Below are 16,019 nucleotides of genomic sequence, written 5' to 3'. Positions count from 1 at the left end.
CCCCCCGGTTATTCTGTTGTTCTTCTTGCCCGAGCATGGTGACGGTTTCAATGCCTGCACCGGGTCGAATTGGTGACACTTGCGGCGTGAAACCGAAAACACTCTTTGCTGTCAGGTCTTAACGGAATATCATTCCTGAAAAAACTATCATCAGGTCAATACTATGGCCGGGAGGCAGCATGCGTCTTACTTGTCCTAATTGCGGTGCCCAATACGAGGTGCCAGACGAGGTTATCCCTTCAGAGGGGCGTGACGTTCAATGCTCCAACTGCGAAAAAACATGGTTCCAAAGCAAAAACCCAGAACCCGTGGCCACGCCCGAACCAGCGAAACCCGAAACCGGCACGGCTGAGAAAACCCCGGCAGAACCTGCGCCGGAACCACCGCAAAAACCTGCAGCGGACGCGGAACCGGAAACCCCAACGGCCGAGGACAAACCGTCCGAGGACTCAGCGTCGGGCAACGTTGATCCTGCCGTAGCGAACATCCTGAAAGAGGAAGCCGCGCGTGAGGCTGACCTGCGCGCGAAAGAAGCTGAAACTCTGGAAACGCAGCCCGATTTGGCGCTAGACGCGCCTCCAGAGCCTGAGCCAGAGCAGGCAATCAAGGACCTGACGGCAAGGGAAACGGCCGAGGATGCCGGTCGGAAAGACGCGCTTCCCGATGTCGACGCAATCAATTCCTCGCTGCGTAGCGAAGAACCCGCACCCAAGAAAAAAAAGAAAAAGAAAGAAGAGGTGGAACTGGTACCGCGCAAGTCTGGCGGTGGGTTCCGGCGTGGTTTCCTGCTGATGATCATCATTGGCGTTATCCTGTTCCTGATCTACGGCAACGCACAACGCATTTCCGAGGCCGTACCGCAGGCTGATCCTGTCCTTGATGGCTATGTGACACTTGTCGATCAGGCACGCGTTTGGCTTGAGGCGCAGACCGGAGCCGGCACACCGCAGAACTGACCTGTCGCGTTAGAACCGCTCCAGCAGTCGCTTGAGATATTCCAGTTCAATCTCAGGCCGGTCCGATTCTCCGGTCCGTCGGCGGATTTCGTCCAGCAATTCCCGTGCCCGGCGATAGACATCTTCGCCCTGCAGCAGGTTGTCATCGGTTGAAATCGACCCTGCTGCACCCGGGTTACGACCCAGAGGATCGCGATTGTTGGCCTGCATGTCGCCTTCCTGCGCGCCTTGACCGCGCTGGTTCTGCTGGTTCTGGGCTAACGCTTCACCCAGTGAACGCATACCTTCGCGCAGGGCTTCCATCGCCTCGGACTGGCGATCAATCGCCTCGGCCAGATCGTCACCGCGCAGCGCTTGCTCGGCCTCGTCCATGGCGCGGCCCGCACGACCCAGCGCGTCGCGGGCAGATTCGCCCTCGGGCGTTCCAGCGCCGGGCAAGTTCTGTTGCTGTCGACCAAGCTCATCGCGCAAGGCTTGCTGGCGATCGGCCAGCGATCCCTGACCCTGCTGACCTTCTCCGGCCTGATCCGAACCCTGACCCTGACCACCTTGGCCTTCGTGGCTTTCGCCACGGCCCTGACCCCCATTTCGGCCTTCATTGCCCTGATTTTCACCAGCTTGCGCGCCGGGATTGAACTGTTCCTGCAAATCGCGGAAAGCCTGATCGCTCAGCCCCTGCTGTTCGCGCAGCGTCTCGGCCAGACCTTCCATCGCCTGCTGGCCTTCGGACTGCTGGCCCTGACCCTGACCTTGCGTGATGCGCATGTTTTCCATCATCTGCTGGAACTCTTCCAACGCCTGCTGCGCCTCGGCCATACGGCCCTGTTCCATCAGTTCCTGAATACGGTCCATCATGCGTTGCAGGTCGTCCTGCGTCATTTGCATGGTTTCGCCGTTCTGGCCTTGCTGACCTTCCTCACCGCCATTTTCCTGCGCCAGCCGCTGAAGCTGCCGCATATAATCCTGCGTAGCCTCGCGCAGTTCTTGCATCAACTCGGCGATTTCTTCATCGGTTGCGCCGTTCTGCATTGCCTCGGTCAGGCGTTCCTGCGCGCGACGCATCCGTTCCAACGCATCCGCCAGCGTTCCTTCCTCGATCAGAACCGCCAGATCCCACAGGGACTGAGCAATCTCAGCCTGCTGTTTCGGTTTCAGGCCGTATTCGGTGAATGTCTCAAGCCGCCGAAGCGTCACGCGCAACCGCAGATAGGCCGTATCCGATCGGAACACGTCTTCGGGCAAATGAGACACTGCCCGCAAAAGCTGCGCAACGCGCGTGGCGTTCTCGCGTGTCCATAGCAGATCGCGCCGCTGTTCGATAATCGCCGCCGCCAAGGGATCGAAAAAACGACGGGCAGGCAGCGCCGTCATATACGGTTCGGACTGCGTTTCCTGATCTGCGGCATCGCGCGCGGTCAGAGTGATTTTGACAGGCAGATGCGCCCAGGGGTGTTCCGAGAAATCCTCGATAAAGTCCTCGATAAAGTCGGTGCGATCCCCTGTAATCGGCATCGGCAATTCAACGGAAATTACATCGCGTGGTTCTGGCTCATGCGTCAGACCATAACGGCGGTCAACAGAGGCAAGGTCGAGTTCGATGGTGGCCGAACCGGATTGAACGCCATAGTCATCACCAGCCGCAAAGGGCAGCTTCATCTGCCCTCCAGCTTCGGCCTCGGCTATATCCGCAACGGCAATCTGGGGCGGCGCGTCCGCTATGATATCCAGCGTCCAATCTCGTCCAGAAGGACCATCAATCCTCAAAAGCCCGGACCGGTCAGCAACAAATTCCTGCTCGGGCGCGGTTGCAGCTTCGGTCCCCAGCAGAGTGGTTGTTTCGGTAAGGCTGTGCGCACCAACTTCGCCATAAAAGCGAAGCGTTACCCGGCTGCCCTGCGGGATCGACAGCGTTGGGTCGGATTGATCGGCCAAGTAGAGCGTCGGCAGGCCGGTATATCGGGGCGGCTCTACCCAGCCTTCCCAACTTGGCCCCTGCCCCGCCATCGCGGCCCCCGGTGTCATCTCGGCCACCGATCCGATGCGCCAGAACGACCCGAACAAGGCAGCGATCACCAAGGCCAGCAGCGCCGAATAGCGCAGGGCATAGGGGTCGCGATCCGCAAGGCGCAAGTTTGGCTTGACCGGTTCGGCCTGTGCCGCACGCTGGGCCATCCGGTTTTGGTGCGCGTGCCACAAAGCGACAGAGTCCGCATCCATCGCGCCAATTGCCTGACTGTCCATAAGCGCCTGAATAGGTCTGCCCGGAAGGGTCTCATCCAGACGCATCAACGCTTCGGCCCGGGACGGAAGATGGAATCGCCTTGCCCCCAAAGCCAGCGCAGCCAAAAGGCCCAGCATCGAAAGTGATCCGACGATCCAGACGGTTTCAACCGTCACAAGATCTTGCAGGCCCAGCATTAACGCGGCCAGAATCACCATAAGTACAGAAAAAAACGGCCAAAAAGCACGCCATACTCGCTCGGCCAGCATCCCTGCATGCGTCAGCAGCAGGGACAGTCTTGGGATCGGCAAGGTCGGTCTTGTGCGCAAGGCGGGCCTCCGTCAACGGGCCCGCGCGCCTATCGCGTCAAAGCCACTCTGGTATGGTATCGCGGTTTATCATTTCGTCAAAGCTTGGGCGTTCACGAATTACGGCGAATTGATCGCCATGCACCAGAACTTCGGGGATCAGAGGGCGCGTATTGTATTCGCTGGCCATCACCGCACCGTAGGCCCCGGCGCTGCGGAAGGCGACCAGATCGCCCGGCGCAAGCGGCGGCATGCTGCGCTGTTTGGCGAATGTATCGCCGGTTTCGCACACGGGGCCCACGATGTCATAGGGTTGCTGTTCCACCCCCGGCGCGGGTTCATTCACAGCGACGATATCGTGATGCGCCTCATACATCGCAGGGCGGATCAGGTCGTTCATGGCCCCGTCGAGGATCAGGAAATCACGGCCTTCACCCGATTTCACGTAGATTACTTTGCTGACCATCAGACCCGCATTGCCCGCAATCAAGCGACCCGGTTCGATCTCGATCTCACAGTCCAAATGGCCCAGTGTCTTTTTGATCAGTGCGCCATATTCCACCGGCAGCGGCGGCGCATCATTCGCGCGAGTATAGGGGATACCCAAGCCTCCGCCCAGATCCAGACGACGGATATTGTGACCTTCGGCGCGCAGCTGCTCGGTCAACTCGGCGACTTTGGTATAGGCTAGCTCAAACGGTTCCAGCTCGGTCAGCTGCGAGCCGATATGAACATCGATGCCGATCACCTCCAACCCCGGCAGGCTGGCTGCATGGGCATAAACCTCGGACGCGCGGGCGATCGGAATGCCGAACTTGTTTTCCGACTTGCCGGTGGCGATCTTGGCGTGGGTCTTGGCGTCCACATCCGGGTTCACCCGCACGGTGATCGGTGCCACAACGCTCAGTTCCAGCGCAATCGCGTTGATCACTTCCATTTCAGGTTCGGATTCCACGTTGAACTGGCGGATACCGCCGGTCAGCGCGGTGCGAATCTCATCCGCCGTTTTGCCAACACCCGAGAATACGATCTTGTCGCCCGGCACGCCTGCGGCCTTGGCCCGCAGATACTCCCCGCCCGAGACCACATCCATCCCCGCGCCCGCCTGCGCCAGCGTCTTCAGGATCGCCTGATTGCTGGCTGCTTTCATCGCATAGCAGACAAGGTGGTCCATGCCGTCCAGCGCATCATCAAACAGCTTGAAATGCCGCAGCAGGGTCGCTGTGGAATAGACATAGAAAGGGGTTCCGACGCTCGCGGCGATTTCGGAGATTGGGACATCCTCGGCGAAAAGCGCGCCGTCGCGATATAGAAAGTGATCCATACCCGCGCGCTTAGACCAAAAAGGGCGCGCGGATCAATGGATTCTGCGCGCGCCCTTGCGTTGCATTAGTTGGATGTTGAAACGCCGACCCGTCCGTGGCCGGAAATCTTGATCCCTGACCCGCCCGAGTTGGTCTCGGGCTCTGGGCGCGGGTTGTACGAAGGATCACACGCCGCCAGAACGGCAAGCGACAGGATCAGGCCAATAGTTTTCATTCGTGTCTCTTCGGAGTTAAGGCGCCAAAGCGCCAGTTACCGGGTGCAAATGGGCGCGGAGCCAGAGAATTGCAATCTTCGCTCGTCAGCGGCCCAGGTAAATTCCCAACCCGCCGCGTTGCAGACCAATTCCGCCACCCACATGCGTGCCGCTGCTGCCGACGCCGATGCTGGCATTCATCGTCGGCTGAATCGGCTCGCCGTCCGCGCCGCACCCGACCAGTACCGCTCCGAGCGAGACCAAAAGCAAAACTCGCATGATCTGCATTACACCAACGCCTTCCACCGCTTGATCTGGGCACGCACCTGATCCGGGGCTGTGCCGCCGTAGGACTGACGCGAGTTTACCGAGTTTTCGACGGTAAGAACAGAATAGACATCCTCGGTGATATCCGCGTGAACCGATTGCATGTCTTCCAGCGTCAGGTCAGGCAAATCGCAGCCCTTGCTTTCGGCCATCGCGACCAACGAACCGGTGACGTGGTGCGCGTCGCGGAATGGCAGGCCCAGCACCCGCACCAGCCAATCGGCCAGATCGGTCGCGGTCGAGAACCCAGACCCCGCCGCAGCAGCAAGGCTTTCCCGGTTGGCGGTCATGTCCTTGACCATCCCCTCCATCGCGGCCAGCGCCAGCATCCAGTTGTCGGCGGCGTCAAAGACCTGTTCCTTGTCTTCCTGCATGTCCTTGGAATAGGCCAGCGGCAGGCCCTTCATCACCATCATCAGGGCGGTATTCGCGCCGTAAATCCGACCCACCTTGGCGCGGATCAATTCCGCCGCGTCGGGGTTTTTCTTCTGCGGCATGATCGACGACCCGGTCGAAAAGCGATCCGAAAGCGTCACAAACCGGAACTGGGCCGAGGACCAGATCACCAGTTCTTCGGCAAAGCGCGACAGGTGGACGGCGCAGATCGAGGCGGTTGACAGGAATTCCAGCGCGAAGTCGCGGTCGCTGACGGCGTCCAGCGAATTCGCTGCGGGGCGGTCAAAGCCCAGCGCCTGCGCGGTCATGTCCCGATCAATCGGGAAGGACGTTCCGGCTAGCGCCGCAGCACCAAGGGGGGATTCGTTCATCCGTGCGCGCGCATCGCGCACACGCGACAGGTCACGGCCAAACATCTCAACATAAGCCATCATGTGATGGCCCCACGTCACCGGCTGCGCGGTTTGCAAGTGGGTGAAACCGGGCATGACCCAATCGGCCCCGGCCTCGGCCTGTGTCAGCAGTGCACAGATCAGGGCCAGCAGGCCGGTTTCGGCGGCATCAAACTGATCGCGGACCCAGAGTTTGAAATCCGTCGCGACCTGATCGTTTCGCGAACGCCCTGTGTGCAAACGGCCTGCGGGTTCTCCGATCACCTCTTTCAGGCGCGCTTCGACATTCATGTGGATGTCTTCCAGCGCGGTCGAAAACTGAAACGAACCGGACTGGATTTCTGACAAGACTGTGAGCAGCCCTTCCCGAATGGCCTGCGCATCACTATCACTTATGACGCCTGTGGCAGCCAGCATGGCGGCATGGGCGCGCGAGCCTGCGATGTCTTGGGCTGCCATCCGCTGATCGAACCCGATCGAGGCATTGATTGCCTCCATGATCGCGTCTGGACCGGCGGCAAAGCGGCCGCCCCACATCTGGTTCGAGGATTGATCGGTCATGTAAGAAAACCCGGAGTTGATATGCGCCTATTTCGTCTGATCCCCCTTTATATGGCCCTTGCGCTGGGTGCAAATGCGGCTTTGGCTGCGGATGTCGAATCTCTGAAGCCGCTCCGTGACGGCACGCTGAAACGGCTGATCCTGCACAGAGAACCCAAACCTCATGAGTTGGTCGAATTCCAGCTTGAAGATGACGGCGGCACCGCAACGCTGGCGGATTACAATGGCAAGTATGTTCTGGTGAACTTCTGGGCCACGTGGTGCGCCCCTTGCCGTAAGGAAATGCCCCAGATTGCTGAGCTGCAGGAAGAGTTCGGCGGCGACAAGTTCGAGGTTGTCACCCTGGCCACAGGCCGCAACTCGGCCGCCGGGATCAAGAAGTTCTTCGAGGAAAACGGCATCGATAACTTGCCCCGCCATCAGGATGCGGGCTCGGCTGTTGCGCGTGAGTTCGGTGTGATTGCCTTACCGATTACCGTGATCCTGGATCCCAATGGCGACGAGATCGCCCGGCTTATCGGAGATGCCGAGTGGAATTCAGACAGCGCGAAAGCGATTATCGCGGCTCTGGTGGGTGCGGAAAGCTAGGCCCAACGCACCAAACTCCATTCTGTGCTAAACTAAAACCGGCCCCAACGGGCCGGTTTTAGTTTGTAACCTGCAGAAAAGGAGACAGCGATGAAACCGGTAGTCTTACTGATTGGCCGCTTGCCAAATGTGATCGGTGATGTTGCACGGCAATTGGACCATATGCCCATTCAATGGCTCGGCGCGCATGATCAGGATGAAGTCAGGCGGCAACTGGATGCCGAACCGCAGATTGCCTGCGCCATAATTGGAGCAGGGCTGGACGACAAAATACGTGGCGAACTGGTTGGAATAATTGCGTCACGCAGGCCGGATATCTGTATCCACCTCAAAGATCGGGCCTCCGGTCCCGAAGGGTTGGTCCCGTTCGTCAGACGCGTTGTTCAACACGAAGTCTTGACCGACGCTCAGGCAAGCTGACGCCACGCCACCTTTGACAGTTTCCGCCGGGATTTGCACTCTGCCCGTCGGGAGGAAGGCTATGCCGCTTGAATTACTGCTGGTTCTGGTGGTTGGAGGAATCGCCGGGATCACGTTGATGATGCATCTCTCGGGCAAATCCCGTGTGCGTACCCTGACGCCGGAAAGCGCGCGGTCGGAATGGCTGCGCCATGTGCCGGATGATGACATCATAGATGTGACAGTGGCCCATGATGGCCATAGCGCGCTGATCCGCACCCCTTCTGGTAGCGGGCTGGTGTGGTCCTTTGGCGCAGACACTGTGGCCCGTCATTTGCTGGACTTTGACTGGATGGACCATCCGGACGGATTTGAAGTCTTTTTCCACGAATTCGGCACACCCAAAGTCCTTGTCCGCCTAGACGAATTCGAACGCCAGCACTGGCAACTTCTTTTGGAGCCTGCATGACCGATCAAGCTACATTTCCAGACGCCGTGCAATGGGCCATTCCCTTTTTCATTGCCGCCATTCTGGCCGAATTCATATGGATCGCCGTGAAAGGCAAAGGGGGCCGGTACGAGACCCGGGATTCTGTCACTTCGTTGATCATGGGGGCCGGCAATATCGCCTCGGATCTCATGGTGGGGTTCCTGATATGGGCCGGGTTCATGTGGCTTTGGCAAATCACTCCGCTGAATCTGGGCACGTCGATCCCGGTGATTATCCTGTGCTTCGTGCTGGATGATCTCCGGTATTACTGGGTGCACCGTTTCGGTCATCGCATCCGCTGGGTCTGGGCCAGCCATGTGAACCACCACAGTTCGCAGCACTACAACCTGACAACGGCGTTGCGACAGACCTGGACCTATTCATTCACCTTCATGATGGTCGTCCGTTCACCATTGATCCTGCTGGGGTTCCACCCTGCAATGGTGCTGTTCTGCGGCGGTGTGAACCTCGTCTACCAGTTCTGGATTCACACTGAAGCCATCAAGAAAATGCCCCGCTGGTTCGAGGCCGTAATGAACACCCCTAGCCATCACCGCGCCCACCATGGCCGCAACGCACGCTATCTCGATTGCAACTATGCGGGCACCTTCATCATCTGGGACAAACTGTTTGGCACCTTCGTCCCCGAGCAGGAAGACGACAAAGTCGATTATGGTCTGGTTCACAACATCGGCACGTTCAACCCATTGCGGGTCGCCTTCCATGAATGGGTCGGTATCTGGCGTGACGCCACGCAACCGGGGCTGACAGTGCGGCAGCGGCTTGCCTATTGCTTCGCGCCTCCGGGCTACAGCCACGACGGAAGTCGCGACAACTCGGAACAGATCAAAGCCAAGCACATTGCCCGCCATCCCGAAGATCGCGGGTCGCCCGGATTTGAACAATTCGAAACAGAAATGCCCAATTCGCAGGCAAAGCGCGTCTGACGCCTCCACCCAACTTATGTCTGATCTTGAAATGTGATGCGCGCAATCCATATCAACGGGATACGCGAAACACACAGCAGGAGGCAGGACATGACCCGATTTATGACCGCATCGACCATATTGGGTCTGACTGGTTTGCTGGTTGCAATGTTCGCCGCGTTAAGCGGAGCGTTGCCCCTGTTGATTGCAATTGGGTTTTCCATGTTGGCGCTTGGCTTTACCGGAGCCGTAATCGGGGCCGCTGCGTCTCTGGGGCGAGCTTGGGAAGCGGCACGATAACGCTGACGCACGGATCATTCCCACCCACCGTTAACTGCAAATTCACGAGTATGCCTTGAAATCGAAACCTGACCTATGGCGGCAGGGATTGGCAGACTCATGCAGGACAAAACACTGGCAGACATGCCCGAGGGGTCGGAAAACCCCCTGAATGCGGCTGTCACTTCGCGCGATGCGACGGCGGTACAAATGGCCTCCGAAGCGATAAAGCACAAACAATGCAAACTGGCTTTCCAACCCGTCATACAGGCCAGTCCTCCGCACAGCGTCGCATTCTATGAGGCGTTCATCAGGGTTCTGGACGAAACAGGCCGGGTGATCCCTGCGCGTGAATTCATGCCGCAACTGGAAAAGACTTCAATCGGTCGTGAAGTGGACTGCGTCGCGCTTGAGATGGGATTGCGCACGCTGGCCCGGAATCCCGACATCCGAATGTCGATTAACATGTCCGCACGTTCGATCGGGTATGGGCGATGGTCCCGCGTGATGGAACGGTTTCTCAAGAAGGACGTTAGCATAGGTGAGCGCTTGATTTTGGAAATTTCGGAAAGCTCGGCCATGACCTTGCCTGATCTTGTGGTCGATTTCATGGACCGTATGCAGCCTCGGGGGGTTGCGTTTGCACTGGATGATTTTGGCGCCAGCAATTTCAGCTTTCGCCATTTCCGCGAGTTCCTGTTCGATGCGGCCAAAATAGATGGCCAATTTGTCCGCGGCATCAGCACCAACCCTGACAATCAGGCACTGGTGCGCGCCCTGATCGCCGTCGCGCGTGAGTTTGAAATTCTGGTCACCGCCGAATCGGTAGAAACCAGAGAAGACGCGGAATTCCTTATCGCTAACGGCGTTGACTGCCTTCAGGGTTTTTTGTTCGGCTCGCCTTCGATCAAGTCTCCGTGGAAGGCGGAAAAAACACCTAAAACAGCAAGTTAACCGGGAACAATCCGCCCAAACCCCGCCTGAGACAAGCTGACCATTGCTGCAACTGCAGCATTGCGCTATTCCAAGTGCAGTTGGAGCGGGGGATCACGAGGCGCTCTTTCTGTCAGGGGGCCACCCCTGCGACCTGCGCCGTCATGTTTCCCACAGAACCTTGATGGTAAAGGATTGTCTTAATGACCAACGTAGTAATTGCATCCGCAGCACGCACAGGCGTCGGCAGCTTCGGCGGATCATTCGCCAACACCCCTGCCCATGACCTCGGCACGGCAGTTCTTGAGGCCGTGGTTGAGCGTGCCGGAATCGAAAAAGGCGAAGTCAGTGAAACCATCATGGGTCAGGTACTGACCGCCGCGCAGGGTCAGAACCCCGCGCGTCAGGCGCATATCAACGCCGGTCTGCCCAAGGAAAGCGCCGCCTGGGGCATCAACCAAGTCTGCGGTTCGGGCCTGCGGGCGGTTGCGCTGGGCGCGCAACACATCCAGTTGGGCGATGCGGATATCGTCGCCGCCGGTGGCCAGGAAAACATGACCCTGTCCCCCCACGCCGCTGCGCTGCGAGCCGGTCACAAGATGGGCGACATGAAATACATCGACACCATGATCCGCGATGGTCTGTGGGATGCGTTCAACGGCTACCACATGGGTCAGACCGCTGAAAACGTGGCCGAGAAATGGCAGATCAGCCGCGATGCGCAGGACGAATTCGCAGTCGCCAGCCAGAACAAAGCCGAGGCCGCGCAAAAGGCCGGCAAGTTCGCTGACGAGATCACGCCCTTTACCATCAAGACCCGCAAGGGCGACATCGTGATGGACAGCGACGAATACATCCGCCACGGCGCAACGATGGAGGCTATGGCCAAGCTGCGCCCCGCGTTCACCAAGGACGGCTCGGTCACGGCGGCGAATGCGTCCGGTCTGAATGACGGTGCGGCGGCGACCCTGCTGATGTCGGCCGAGAATGCTGAAAAACGCGGGATTGAGCCTCTGGCCCGCATCGCATCTTATGCCACCGCGGGTCTGGACCCGTCGATCATGGGCGTCGGCCCGATCTATGCATCGCGCAAAGCGCTGGAAAAAGCCGGCTGGTCGGTTGACGATCTGGATCTGGTCGAGGCCAACGAAGCCTTCGCCGCACAGGCCTGCGCCGTCAACAAGGACATGGGCTGGGACCCGTCGATCGTGAATGTGAATGGTGGCGCGATTGCCATCGGCCACCCGATCGGTGCCTCGGGCTGCCGGGTTCTGAACACGCTTCTGTTCGAAATGAAGCGCCGCGACGCGAAAAAGGGTCTTGCGACCCTCTGCATCGGCGGCGGCATGGGCGTCGCCCTGTGTGTGGAGCGCGACTAAGTGGCTTGAAACCCGAATACAAAGGGGCGTCCGGTGGGCGCCCTTTTTTGTTACACTGGGGCTTGCCCCACAGATGCGACGATATTACCGTGCGGAACTTCAAAACTCAGAGCGAAATAATATTGCGCAAGATCACCTCTCAAAGTAACAGCATTACCAAGACGATATGAATTGGAGGAGTCCTAAATGGCACGTACAGCACTCGTCACCGGCGGTTCCCGCGGCATCGGCGCAGCAATTTCCAAGGCGCTCAAGGCCGAAGGATACAATGTTGCAGCCACCTATGCCGGCAATGACGAAGCCGCAGCAAAATTCACCGAGGAAACCGGCATCGCCACGTACAAATGGAATGTTGCCGACTATGACGAGTCCAAGGCTGGGATCGAAAAGGTCGAGGCCGAGGTCGGCCCGATCGACATCGTGGTCGCCAATGCAGGCATCACCCGCGATGCGCCGTTCCACAAGATGACCCCGGAACAGTGGCATCAGGTAATCGACACCAACCTGACAGGTGTGTTCAACACCGTGCACCCGGTCTGGCCTGGAATGCGCGAGCGCAAGTTCGGCCGCATCATCGTCATCAGCTCGATCAACGGTCAAAAGGGCCAGTTCGCACAAGTGAACTATGCCGCGACCAAGGCAGGCGATCTGGGCATCGTGAAATCCCTCGCGCAAGAAGGCGCGCGCGCAGGCATCACCGCAAACGCGATCTGCCCCGGCTACATCGCAACCGAGATGGTCATGGCGGTCCCTGAAAAAGTGCGTGATTCCATTGTTGCGCAAATTCCGGCTGGTCGCCTGGGTGAGCCCGAGGAAATCGCACGCTGCGTTGCGTTCCTGGCGTCGGACGATTCTCAATTCATCAACGGCTCGACCATTTCGGCCAATGGTGCACAGTTTTTCGTGTAATCCGAACACGGAAAACAAAAAAACGGGCCGGTCTTTTCAGACCGGCCCTTCTTTTATCCCGTAAGGACGCGCGCGCTGCGTTCAGCGGGAACCAAAAAGCCAGTTCATGGCCTGCTTAAGCATCTTACCGCGTTCAGCATGGGCCCGCTGAAAGGCGCGGGCGGCTGCGGGGTTTGTTGTCATCTCGATCATGGCAGACATCCTTTCAGTTCAGCTTTGTTTGACTTGAGCTGAATATGCGCCTTATCAGTGTTGGCGACAAACGAGCTTTCTGCGAACTTCAGTTAAGAATTTCTTATGCCATGAGCGACTACCTTCCCCCTCTGACCGCGTTGCGCGCCTTTGATGCCGCCGCGCGCCATATGTCCTTTGCGAAAGCCGCCGAAGAACTGCATGTCACCCCTGCGGCCCTGTCCTTTCAGATCAAATCGCTTGAGGAACATCTGGGCCGCCCGTTGTTTCGCCGCCTTAACCGAGCCGTCGAACTGACCGAGGCAGGGCGCGCACTGGCACCCGGCGCAGCAGAGGGCTTTGCCGCATTGCAGGCCGCCTGGCAGGCGGCCCGAAGACAAGGAAACGATACCAGCCTGACCGTGACCGCAGGCCCGGCTTTGACCGCCAAGTGGCTTGCCCCGCGCCTTTATGAATTTGCACGGGCGCATCCTGAGATTGACCTCAAATTCTCGGCCACCTTGCGCAATATGGATCTGGAGCGTGACGACGTAGATGTGGCGATCCGGTTTGGCTATGGCGATGACGAGGGATTATATTCCCTGCCCGTGCGCAAAGAATGGCTGACCCCAGTCATGACACCTGAAATGGCCGAACGCTATGCAACGCCCGACAGCCTGAAAGACGCCCCCCTGATTTTTGACGACTCGATTGCGTTTCTCCAACCGCCCAGTGACTGGCCCACATGGTTTCGGGCGGTCGGCGTAAATTATGCGCCCACACATGGCGCCCATTTTTCGAATGCAGACCACGCGATCGACGCAGCGGTTGCGGGGGTTGGGGTTGTGCTTGGTCGCCGCGCGATGATCATCAAGGACCTGACCGAAGGGCGCTTGGTCGCGCCGTTCAAGACGGCCATCGAAACGCGGGGGCGGTTTCGTTTTTTGTGCCTCCCGGGGGCAGAGAACCGCCCCCAAATCGCCGCCTTCCGGGATTGGTTCATGGACGAGATTGAAAAAACCGCGCATATCTCGGATGAATTCGAAATCATTCCGGTGGAAGAGGTCCCTGCCCTATGACAAGAACCCGTGCGACAGGGATCGGATTTATCGCGGTCCTACTTTGGTCTTTGCTCGCCTTGTTCACGGTAGGATCTGCGCCCACACCACCATTGCTGTTAAACGCCATATGCTTCTCAATCGGCGGCACGCTTGGGTTAATGTGGACCTGGGCCAACGGTGGCCTGTCTCAGCTTCGAAACGTGCGCTGGACAACCTACCTGTTCGGAACGATCGGGCTGTTTGGCTACCACGCGCTGTATTTCTCGGCCTTGCGCATGGCACCTGCGGCCGAGGCTGGCTTGATCGCATATCTCTGGCCCTTGCTGATTGTCCTCTTTTCCGGGCTGCTGCCGGGCGAGAACCTGCGTCTGGGACATCTGTTCGGTGCCTGTCTGGGGTTCGCCGGGGCCGCTGTGATCATTGCCGGGGGCGGAAGTGCAGGATTCCAATCGGATCACCTGCCGGGATACGCCCTGGCCCTGTTATGCGCGCTGACATGGTCCGGCTATTCGGTGCTATCCCGGCGCTTGGGCGACACGCCGACAAGCTCAGTCGCCGTGTTCTGCGTTGCTACGGCCATAGCGTCCGCTTTACTGCACCTGGCCGTTGAAGAGACCGTGTGGCCGGACACAGCGACAAGCTGGGTTTCCGTGCTGGCCTTGGGTCTGGGGCCGGTGGGACTGGCGTTTTATGTCTGGGATATAGGGGTTAAACAAGGCGACATTCAGATTCTGGGAACGGCGTCCTACGCGGCACCCTTGTTGTCTACGCTTATTTTGGTAGTGGCCGGGATCGCGGCCCCCTCGTGGGAGTTGGCGATCGCGGCCGTTTTAATTACGGGCGGCGCGACAATCGCGGCACGCGCCAGTGTGAGCAGTTAACTGGACAGGCGCTCGATCTCTTCTTTCAGTTTCAGCTTCTGTTTCTTGAGTCGAGCGATATGGAGATCATCGATACCTGGCGAGCGTTGGGCTTGTTCTACTTCGAGACCGAGAGTTTCGTGCTTTTTCTTCAGTTCCGTCAGATGTGCGCTCACGCTCATGGCGATACTCCTTTGTTGGTGCCTCAGGTTTACGTAAGAAGTTGACCACATCGTTTCCAGCCTGTCACGCTGCAGACGCACAGAATCTGTAATAAATCCGACAAATTCGGCTGGTTAATGCCTATCAATCCGGGAAACAGCCCAACGCAGCGCCATCGCGCAACACCGAAGATACGTGCGGCGTATAGCTTTCCCCGTCTTTTTCGTGGCGCTCTCCTGCGTGCAAAATCAGGGGTGCATGCAGTTGGAAAGCTGCGCGCCCCCCCTTTTTTGCCCGCAAAATCACCAGCTCGGTCTTGCGCCCGGACCGGGCTGACAGCGGCACAACTTCGATTGATCCCAGCCGCCCAGAACACGAGGTCAGCATTTCCGGCAACCGATCCGCCTTTTGGATCATGTGTAGGGAACCCTTCGGCGCAAGGCGTTTGGCTGCAGCGTCAAACCAAAGGTCCAGCGGTGTATCTCCGCCCAATGCGACGCTTCGTCCCTGATCCACGGACGGGCTATGCGCCCCGACACGGTAATAGGGCGGATTGGCGATCACATGATCAAACTGACGCTGTTTCAGGTCCGACGGCATGGCAGTCAGGTCCGCTTGAATAACTTCCAGCCGTGCGGCGTTTTCAACAGCGTTCCGACGAGCCAGATCAGCATATGGCGCCTGTAATTCCACCCCGACAGCCTGCAACCCCGGCACACGTGCCATCAGCGACAGCACCGCTGCCCCAGCCCCGCAGCCCAACTCCAGCACGCTTTGGCCCTGTTTTGCCGGAACACAAGCGGCCAGCAGGATCGGGTCCACCCCGGCGCGGTATCCGCCACGAGGTTGCCACAGGCGCACACGGCCACCCAGAAAGTCATTCAGGGTCAGGTCATCATCGTCAAACAGGGTCATCGGCCCAACGGAATTTCATTGTCACGCATCACGCGCTCGGCCCGCGTCAGGTCATCGGCCCGGACCATCAGGCGGCGCGGGAAAATTCCTATGCCACCTTCGAGGATGCTCATATTTACGTCCATCTGAAAGCAGTCTATATCCTCGCCTTCAAGAAGGGCGGATGCAAACGCCAGGATCGTTGGATCGGTGCTGCGCAAAAGTTCTTTCATGGGGATGGATGTAAGGGCAAGGTGCGGCAGAAGTCGAGCCTTGTATCAGGAGTGT

At 58.7% G+C, this 16,019-nt stretch carries 19 protein-coding genes; 11 read left to right on the top strand and 8 right to left on the bottom strand.

Annotated elements, in window-relative coordinates; all coding sequences use genetic code 11:
* The first annotated feature begins 179 nt into the window (after positions 1–179).
* The gene (locus GOX73_RS08170) at positions 180–956 is read left to right on the top strand and encodes a zinc-ribbon domain-containing protein (RefSeq protein WP_171124415.1); all 777 of its coding nucleotides are present in this window, start codon (positions 180–182) and stop codon (positions 954–956) included.
* A gap of 9 nt (positions 957–965) precedes the next feature.
* Here GOX73_RS08170 and GOX73_RS08165 read toward each other — a convergent pair whose 3' ends face one another.
* The 5 genes from GOX73_RS08165 to argH form a co-directional block, all read right to left on the bottom strand.
* Positions 966–3,506 (bottom strand): TIGR02302 family protein, encoded by a 2,541-nt coding sequence (locus GOX73_RS08165; protein ID WP_254429141.1) that lies wholly within the window; start codon positions 3,504–3,506, stop codon positions 966–968.
* Between the two features lie 37 nt (positions 3,507–3,543).
* A complete protein-coding gene (gene lysA / locus GOX73_RS08160) occupies positions 3,544–4,809 on the bottom strand; it encodes a diaminopimelate decarboxylase (RefSeq protein WP_171122602.1) in 1,266 nt (421 codons plus the stop codon).
* A 65-nt stretch (positions 4,810–4,874) separates the two neighbouring features.
* On the bottom strand, positions 4,875–5,024 hold the full coding sequence (locus GOX73_RS08155; protein ID WP_171124413.1) for a hypothetical protein: 150 nt from the start codon (positions 5,022–5,024) through the stop codon (positions 4,875–4,877).
* An 85-nt stretch (positions 5,025–5,109) separates the two neighbouring features.
* The gene (locus tag GOX73_RS08150; protein WP_171122606.1) at positions 5,110–5,292 is read right to left on the bottom strand and encodes an argininosuccinate lyase; all 183 of its coding nucleotides are present in this window, start codon (positions 5,290–5,292) and stop codon (positions 5,110–5,112) included.
* Positions 5,292–6,680: an argininosuccinate lyase gene (argH, locus tag GOX73_RS08145; RefSeq protein ID WP_171124410.1), complete on the bottom strand. Its 1,389-nt coding sequence runs from the start codon at positions 6,678–6,680 to the stop codon at positions 5,292–5,294. Before argH ends, GOX73_RS08150 begins: the two co-directional genes overlap by 1 nt.
* A 21-nt stretch (positions 6,681–6,701) precedes the next feature.
* Here argH and GOX73_RS08140 point away from each other — a divergent pair, with 21 nt between their 5' ends.
* The 10 genes from GOX73_RS08140 (at position 6,702) to GOX73_RS08095 (ending at position 14,696) form a co-directional block, all read left to right on the top strand.
* Positions 6,702–7,268 carry a TlpA disulfide reductase family protein gene (locus tag GOX73_RS08140; RefSeq protein ID WP_171124408.1) on the top strand — a complete coding sequence of 189 codons (567 nt, stop codon included), beginning with the start codon at positions 6,702–6,704 and terminating at the stop codon, positions 7,266–7,268.
* A 90-nt stretch (positions 7,269–7,358) separates the two neighbouring features.
* Positions 7,359–7,688, top strand: coding sequence for a hypothetical protein (locus GOX73_RS08135; RefSeq protein ID WP_171124406.1), 330 nt, complete (start codon positions 7,359–7,361; stop codon positions 7,686–7,688).
* A gap of 61 nt (positions 7,689–7,749) precedes the next feature.
* Positions 7,750–8,136, top strand: a complete 387-nt coding sequence (locus tag GOX73_RS08130; protein WP_171122614.1) for a hypothetical protein — start codon at positions 7,750–7,752, stop codon at positions 8,134–8,136.
* Positions 8,133–9,104, top strand: coding sequence for a sterol desaturase family protein (locus GOX73_RS08125; RefSeq protein ID WP_171124404.1), 972 nt, complete (start codon positions 8,133–8,135; stop codon positions 9,102–9,104). Before GOX73_RS08130 ends, GOX73_RS08125 begins: the two co-directional genes overlap by 4 nt.
* Before the next feature lie 90 nt (positions 9,105–9,194).
* Positions 9,195–9,383, top strand: coding sequence for a hypothetical protein (locus GOX73_RS08120; RefSeq protein WP_171124402.1), 189 nt, complete (start codon positions 9,195–9,197; stop codon positions 9,381–9,383).
* Positions 9,384–9,482: 99 nt separating this feature from the next.
* The gene (locus GOX73_RS08115) at positions 9,483–10,316 is read left to right on the top strand and encodes an EAL domain-containing protein (RefSeq protein ID WP_171134847.1); all 834 of its coding nucleotides are present in this window, start codon (positions 9,483–9,485) and stop codon (positions 10,314–10,316) included.
* A 182-nt stretch (positions 10,317–10,498) separates the two neighbouring features.
* The gene (locus GOX73_RS08110) at positions 10,499–11,674 is read left to right on the top strand and encodes an acetyl-CoA C-acetyltransferase (RefSeq protein WP_171122622.1); all 1,176 of its coding nucleotides are present in this window, start codon (positions 10,499–10,501) and stop codon (positions 11,672–11,674) included.
* Between the two features lie 186 nt (positions 11,675–11,860).
* Complete coding sequence (gene phbB / locus GOX73_RS08105; protein WP_171122624.1) at positions 11,861–12,583, top strand: acetoacetyl-CoA reductase; 723 nt, start codon at positions 11,861–11,863, stop codon at positions 12,581–12,583.
* 302 nt (positions 12,584–12,885) lie between these two features.
* Complete coding sequence (locus tag GOX73_RS08100) at positions 12,886–13,833, top strand: transcriptional regulator GcvA (protein ID WP_171134846.1); 948 nt, start codon at positions 12,886–12,888, stop codon at positions 13,831–13,833.
* Positions 13,830–14,696, top strand: a complete 867-nt coding sequence (locus GOX73_RS08095) for a DMT family transporter (protein WP_171124395.1) — start codon at positions 13,830–13,832, stop codon at positions 14,694–14,696. The genes GOX73_RS08100 and GOX73_RS08095 overlap by 4 nt, the downstream gene beginning before the upstream one ends.
* Here GOX73_RS08095 and GOX73_RS08090 read toward each other — a convergent pair.
* The 3 genes from GOX73_RS08090 to GOX73_RS08080 form a co-directional block, all read right to left on the bottom strand.
* Positions 14,693–14,857 (bottom strand): YdcH family protein, encoded by a 165-nt coding sequence (locus GOX73_RS08090; RefSeq protein ID WP_171124393.1) that lies wholly within the window; start codon positions 14,855–14,857, stop codon positions 14,693–14,695. The genes GOX73_RS08095 and GOX73_RS08090 overlap by 4 nt on opposite strands.
* A 124-nt stretch (positions 14,858–14,981) precedes the next feature.
* Entirely contained in the window at positions 14,982–15,752 is a 771-nt protein-coding gene (locus GOX73_RS08085) for a tRNA1(Val) (adenine(37)-N6)-methyltransferase (RefSeq protein ID WP_171124391.1), read from the bottom strand.
* Entirely contained in the window at positions 15,749–15,964 is a 216-nt protein-coding gene (locus GOX73_RS08080) for a DUF2007 domain-containing protein (RefSeq protein WP_037316655.1), read from the bottom strand. The genes GOX73_RS08085 and GOX73_RS08080 overlap by 4 nt, the downstream gene beginning before the upstream one ends.
* Between the last annotated feature and the right edge of the window lie 55 nt (positions 15,965–16,019).

The organism is Ruegeria sp. HKCCD7221 (assembly GCF_013031225.1).
GTDB lineage: Bacteria > Pseudomonadota > Alphaproteobacteria > Rhodobacterales > Rhodobacteraceae > Ruegeria.
Note: the sequence above shows the minus strand (reverse complement) of the source record. Positions and strands in the feature narration are given on the sequence as shown.

What these genes read in the sequence shown, in the direction of transcription:
- phbB (WP_171122624.1), top strand. Translation starts at nt 11,861, where the DNA reads ATGGCACGTACAGCACTCGTCACCGGCGGTTCCCGCGGCATCGGCGCA.
- GOX73_RS08150 (WP_171122606.1), bottom strand. Translation starts at nt 5,292, where the DNA reads ATGCAGATCATGCGAGTTTTGCTTTTGGTCTCGCTCGGAGCGGTACTG.
- GOX73_RS08120 (WP_171124402.1), top strand. Translation starts at nt 9,195, where the DNA reads ATGACCCGATTTATGACCGCATCGACCATATTGGGTCTGACTGGTTTG.
- GOX73_RS08100 (WP_171134846.1), top strand. Translation starts at nt 12,886, where the DNA reads ATGAGCGACTACCTTCCCCCTCTGACCGCGTTGCGCGCCTTTGATGCC.
- GOX73_RS08090 (WP_171124393.1), bottom strand. Translation starts at nt 14,857, where the DNA reads ATGAGCGTGAGCGCACATCTGACGGAACTGAAGAAAAAGCACGAAACT.
- argH (WP_171124410.1), bottom strand. Translation starts at nt 6,680, where the DNA reads ATGACCGATCAATCCTCGAACCAGATGTGGGGCGGCCGCTTTGCCGCC.
- GOX73_RS08095 (WP_171124395.1), top strand. Translation starts at nt 13,830, where the DNA reads ATGACAAGAACCCGTGCGACAGGGATCGGATTTATCGCGGTCCTACTT.
- GOX73_RS08115 (WP_171134847.1), top strand. Translation starts at nt 9,483, where the DNA reads ATGCAGGACAAAACACTGGCAGACATGCCCGAGGGGTCGGAAAACCCC.
- GOX73_RS08080 (WP_037316655.1), bottom strand. Translation starts at nt 15,964, where the DNA reads ATGAAAGAACTTTTGCGCAGCACCGATCCAACGATCCTGGCGTTTGCA.
- GOX73_RS08130 (WP_171122614.1), top strand. Translation starts at nt 7,750, where the DNA reads ATGCCGCTTGAATTACTGCTGGTTCTGGTGGTTGGAGGAATCGCCGGG.
- GOX73_RS08140 (WP_171124408.1), top strand. Translation starts at nt 6,702, where the DNA reads ATGCGCCTATTTCGTCTGATCCCCCTTTATATGGCCCTTGCGCTGGGT.
- GOX73_RS08110 (WP_171122622.1), top strand. Translation starts at nt 10,499, where the DNA reads ATGACCAACGTAGTAATTGCATCCGCAGCACGCACAGGCGTCGGCAGC.
- GOX73_RS08135 (WP_171124406.1), top strand. Translation starts at nt 7,359, where the DNA reads ATGAAACCGGTAGTCTTACTGATTGGCCGCTTGCCAAATGTGATCGGT.
- GOX73_RS08125 (WP_171124404.1), top strand. Translation starts at nt 8,133, where the DNA reads ATGACCGATCAAGCTACATTTCCAGACGCCGTGCAATGGGCCATTCCC.
- GOX73_RS08170 (WP_171124415.1), top strand. Translation starts at nt 180, where the DNA reads ATGCGTCTTACTTGTCCTAATTGCGGTGCCCAATACGAGGTGCCAGAC.
- GOX73_RS08085 (WP_171124391.1), bottom strand. Translation starts at nt 15,752, where the DNA reads ATGACCCTGTTTGACGATGATGACCTGACCCTGAATGACTTTCTGGGT.
- lysA (WP_171122602.1), bottom strand. Translation starts at nt 4,809, where the DNA reads ATGGATCACTTTCTATATCGCGACGGCGCGCTTTTCGCCGAGGATGTC.
- GOX73_RS08155 (WP_171124413.1), bottom strand. Translation starts at nt 5,024, where the DNA reads ATGAAAACTATTGGCCTGATCCTGTCGCTTGCCGTTCTGGCGGCGTGT.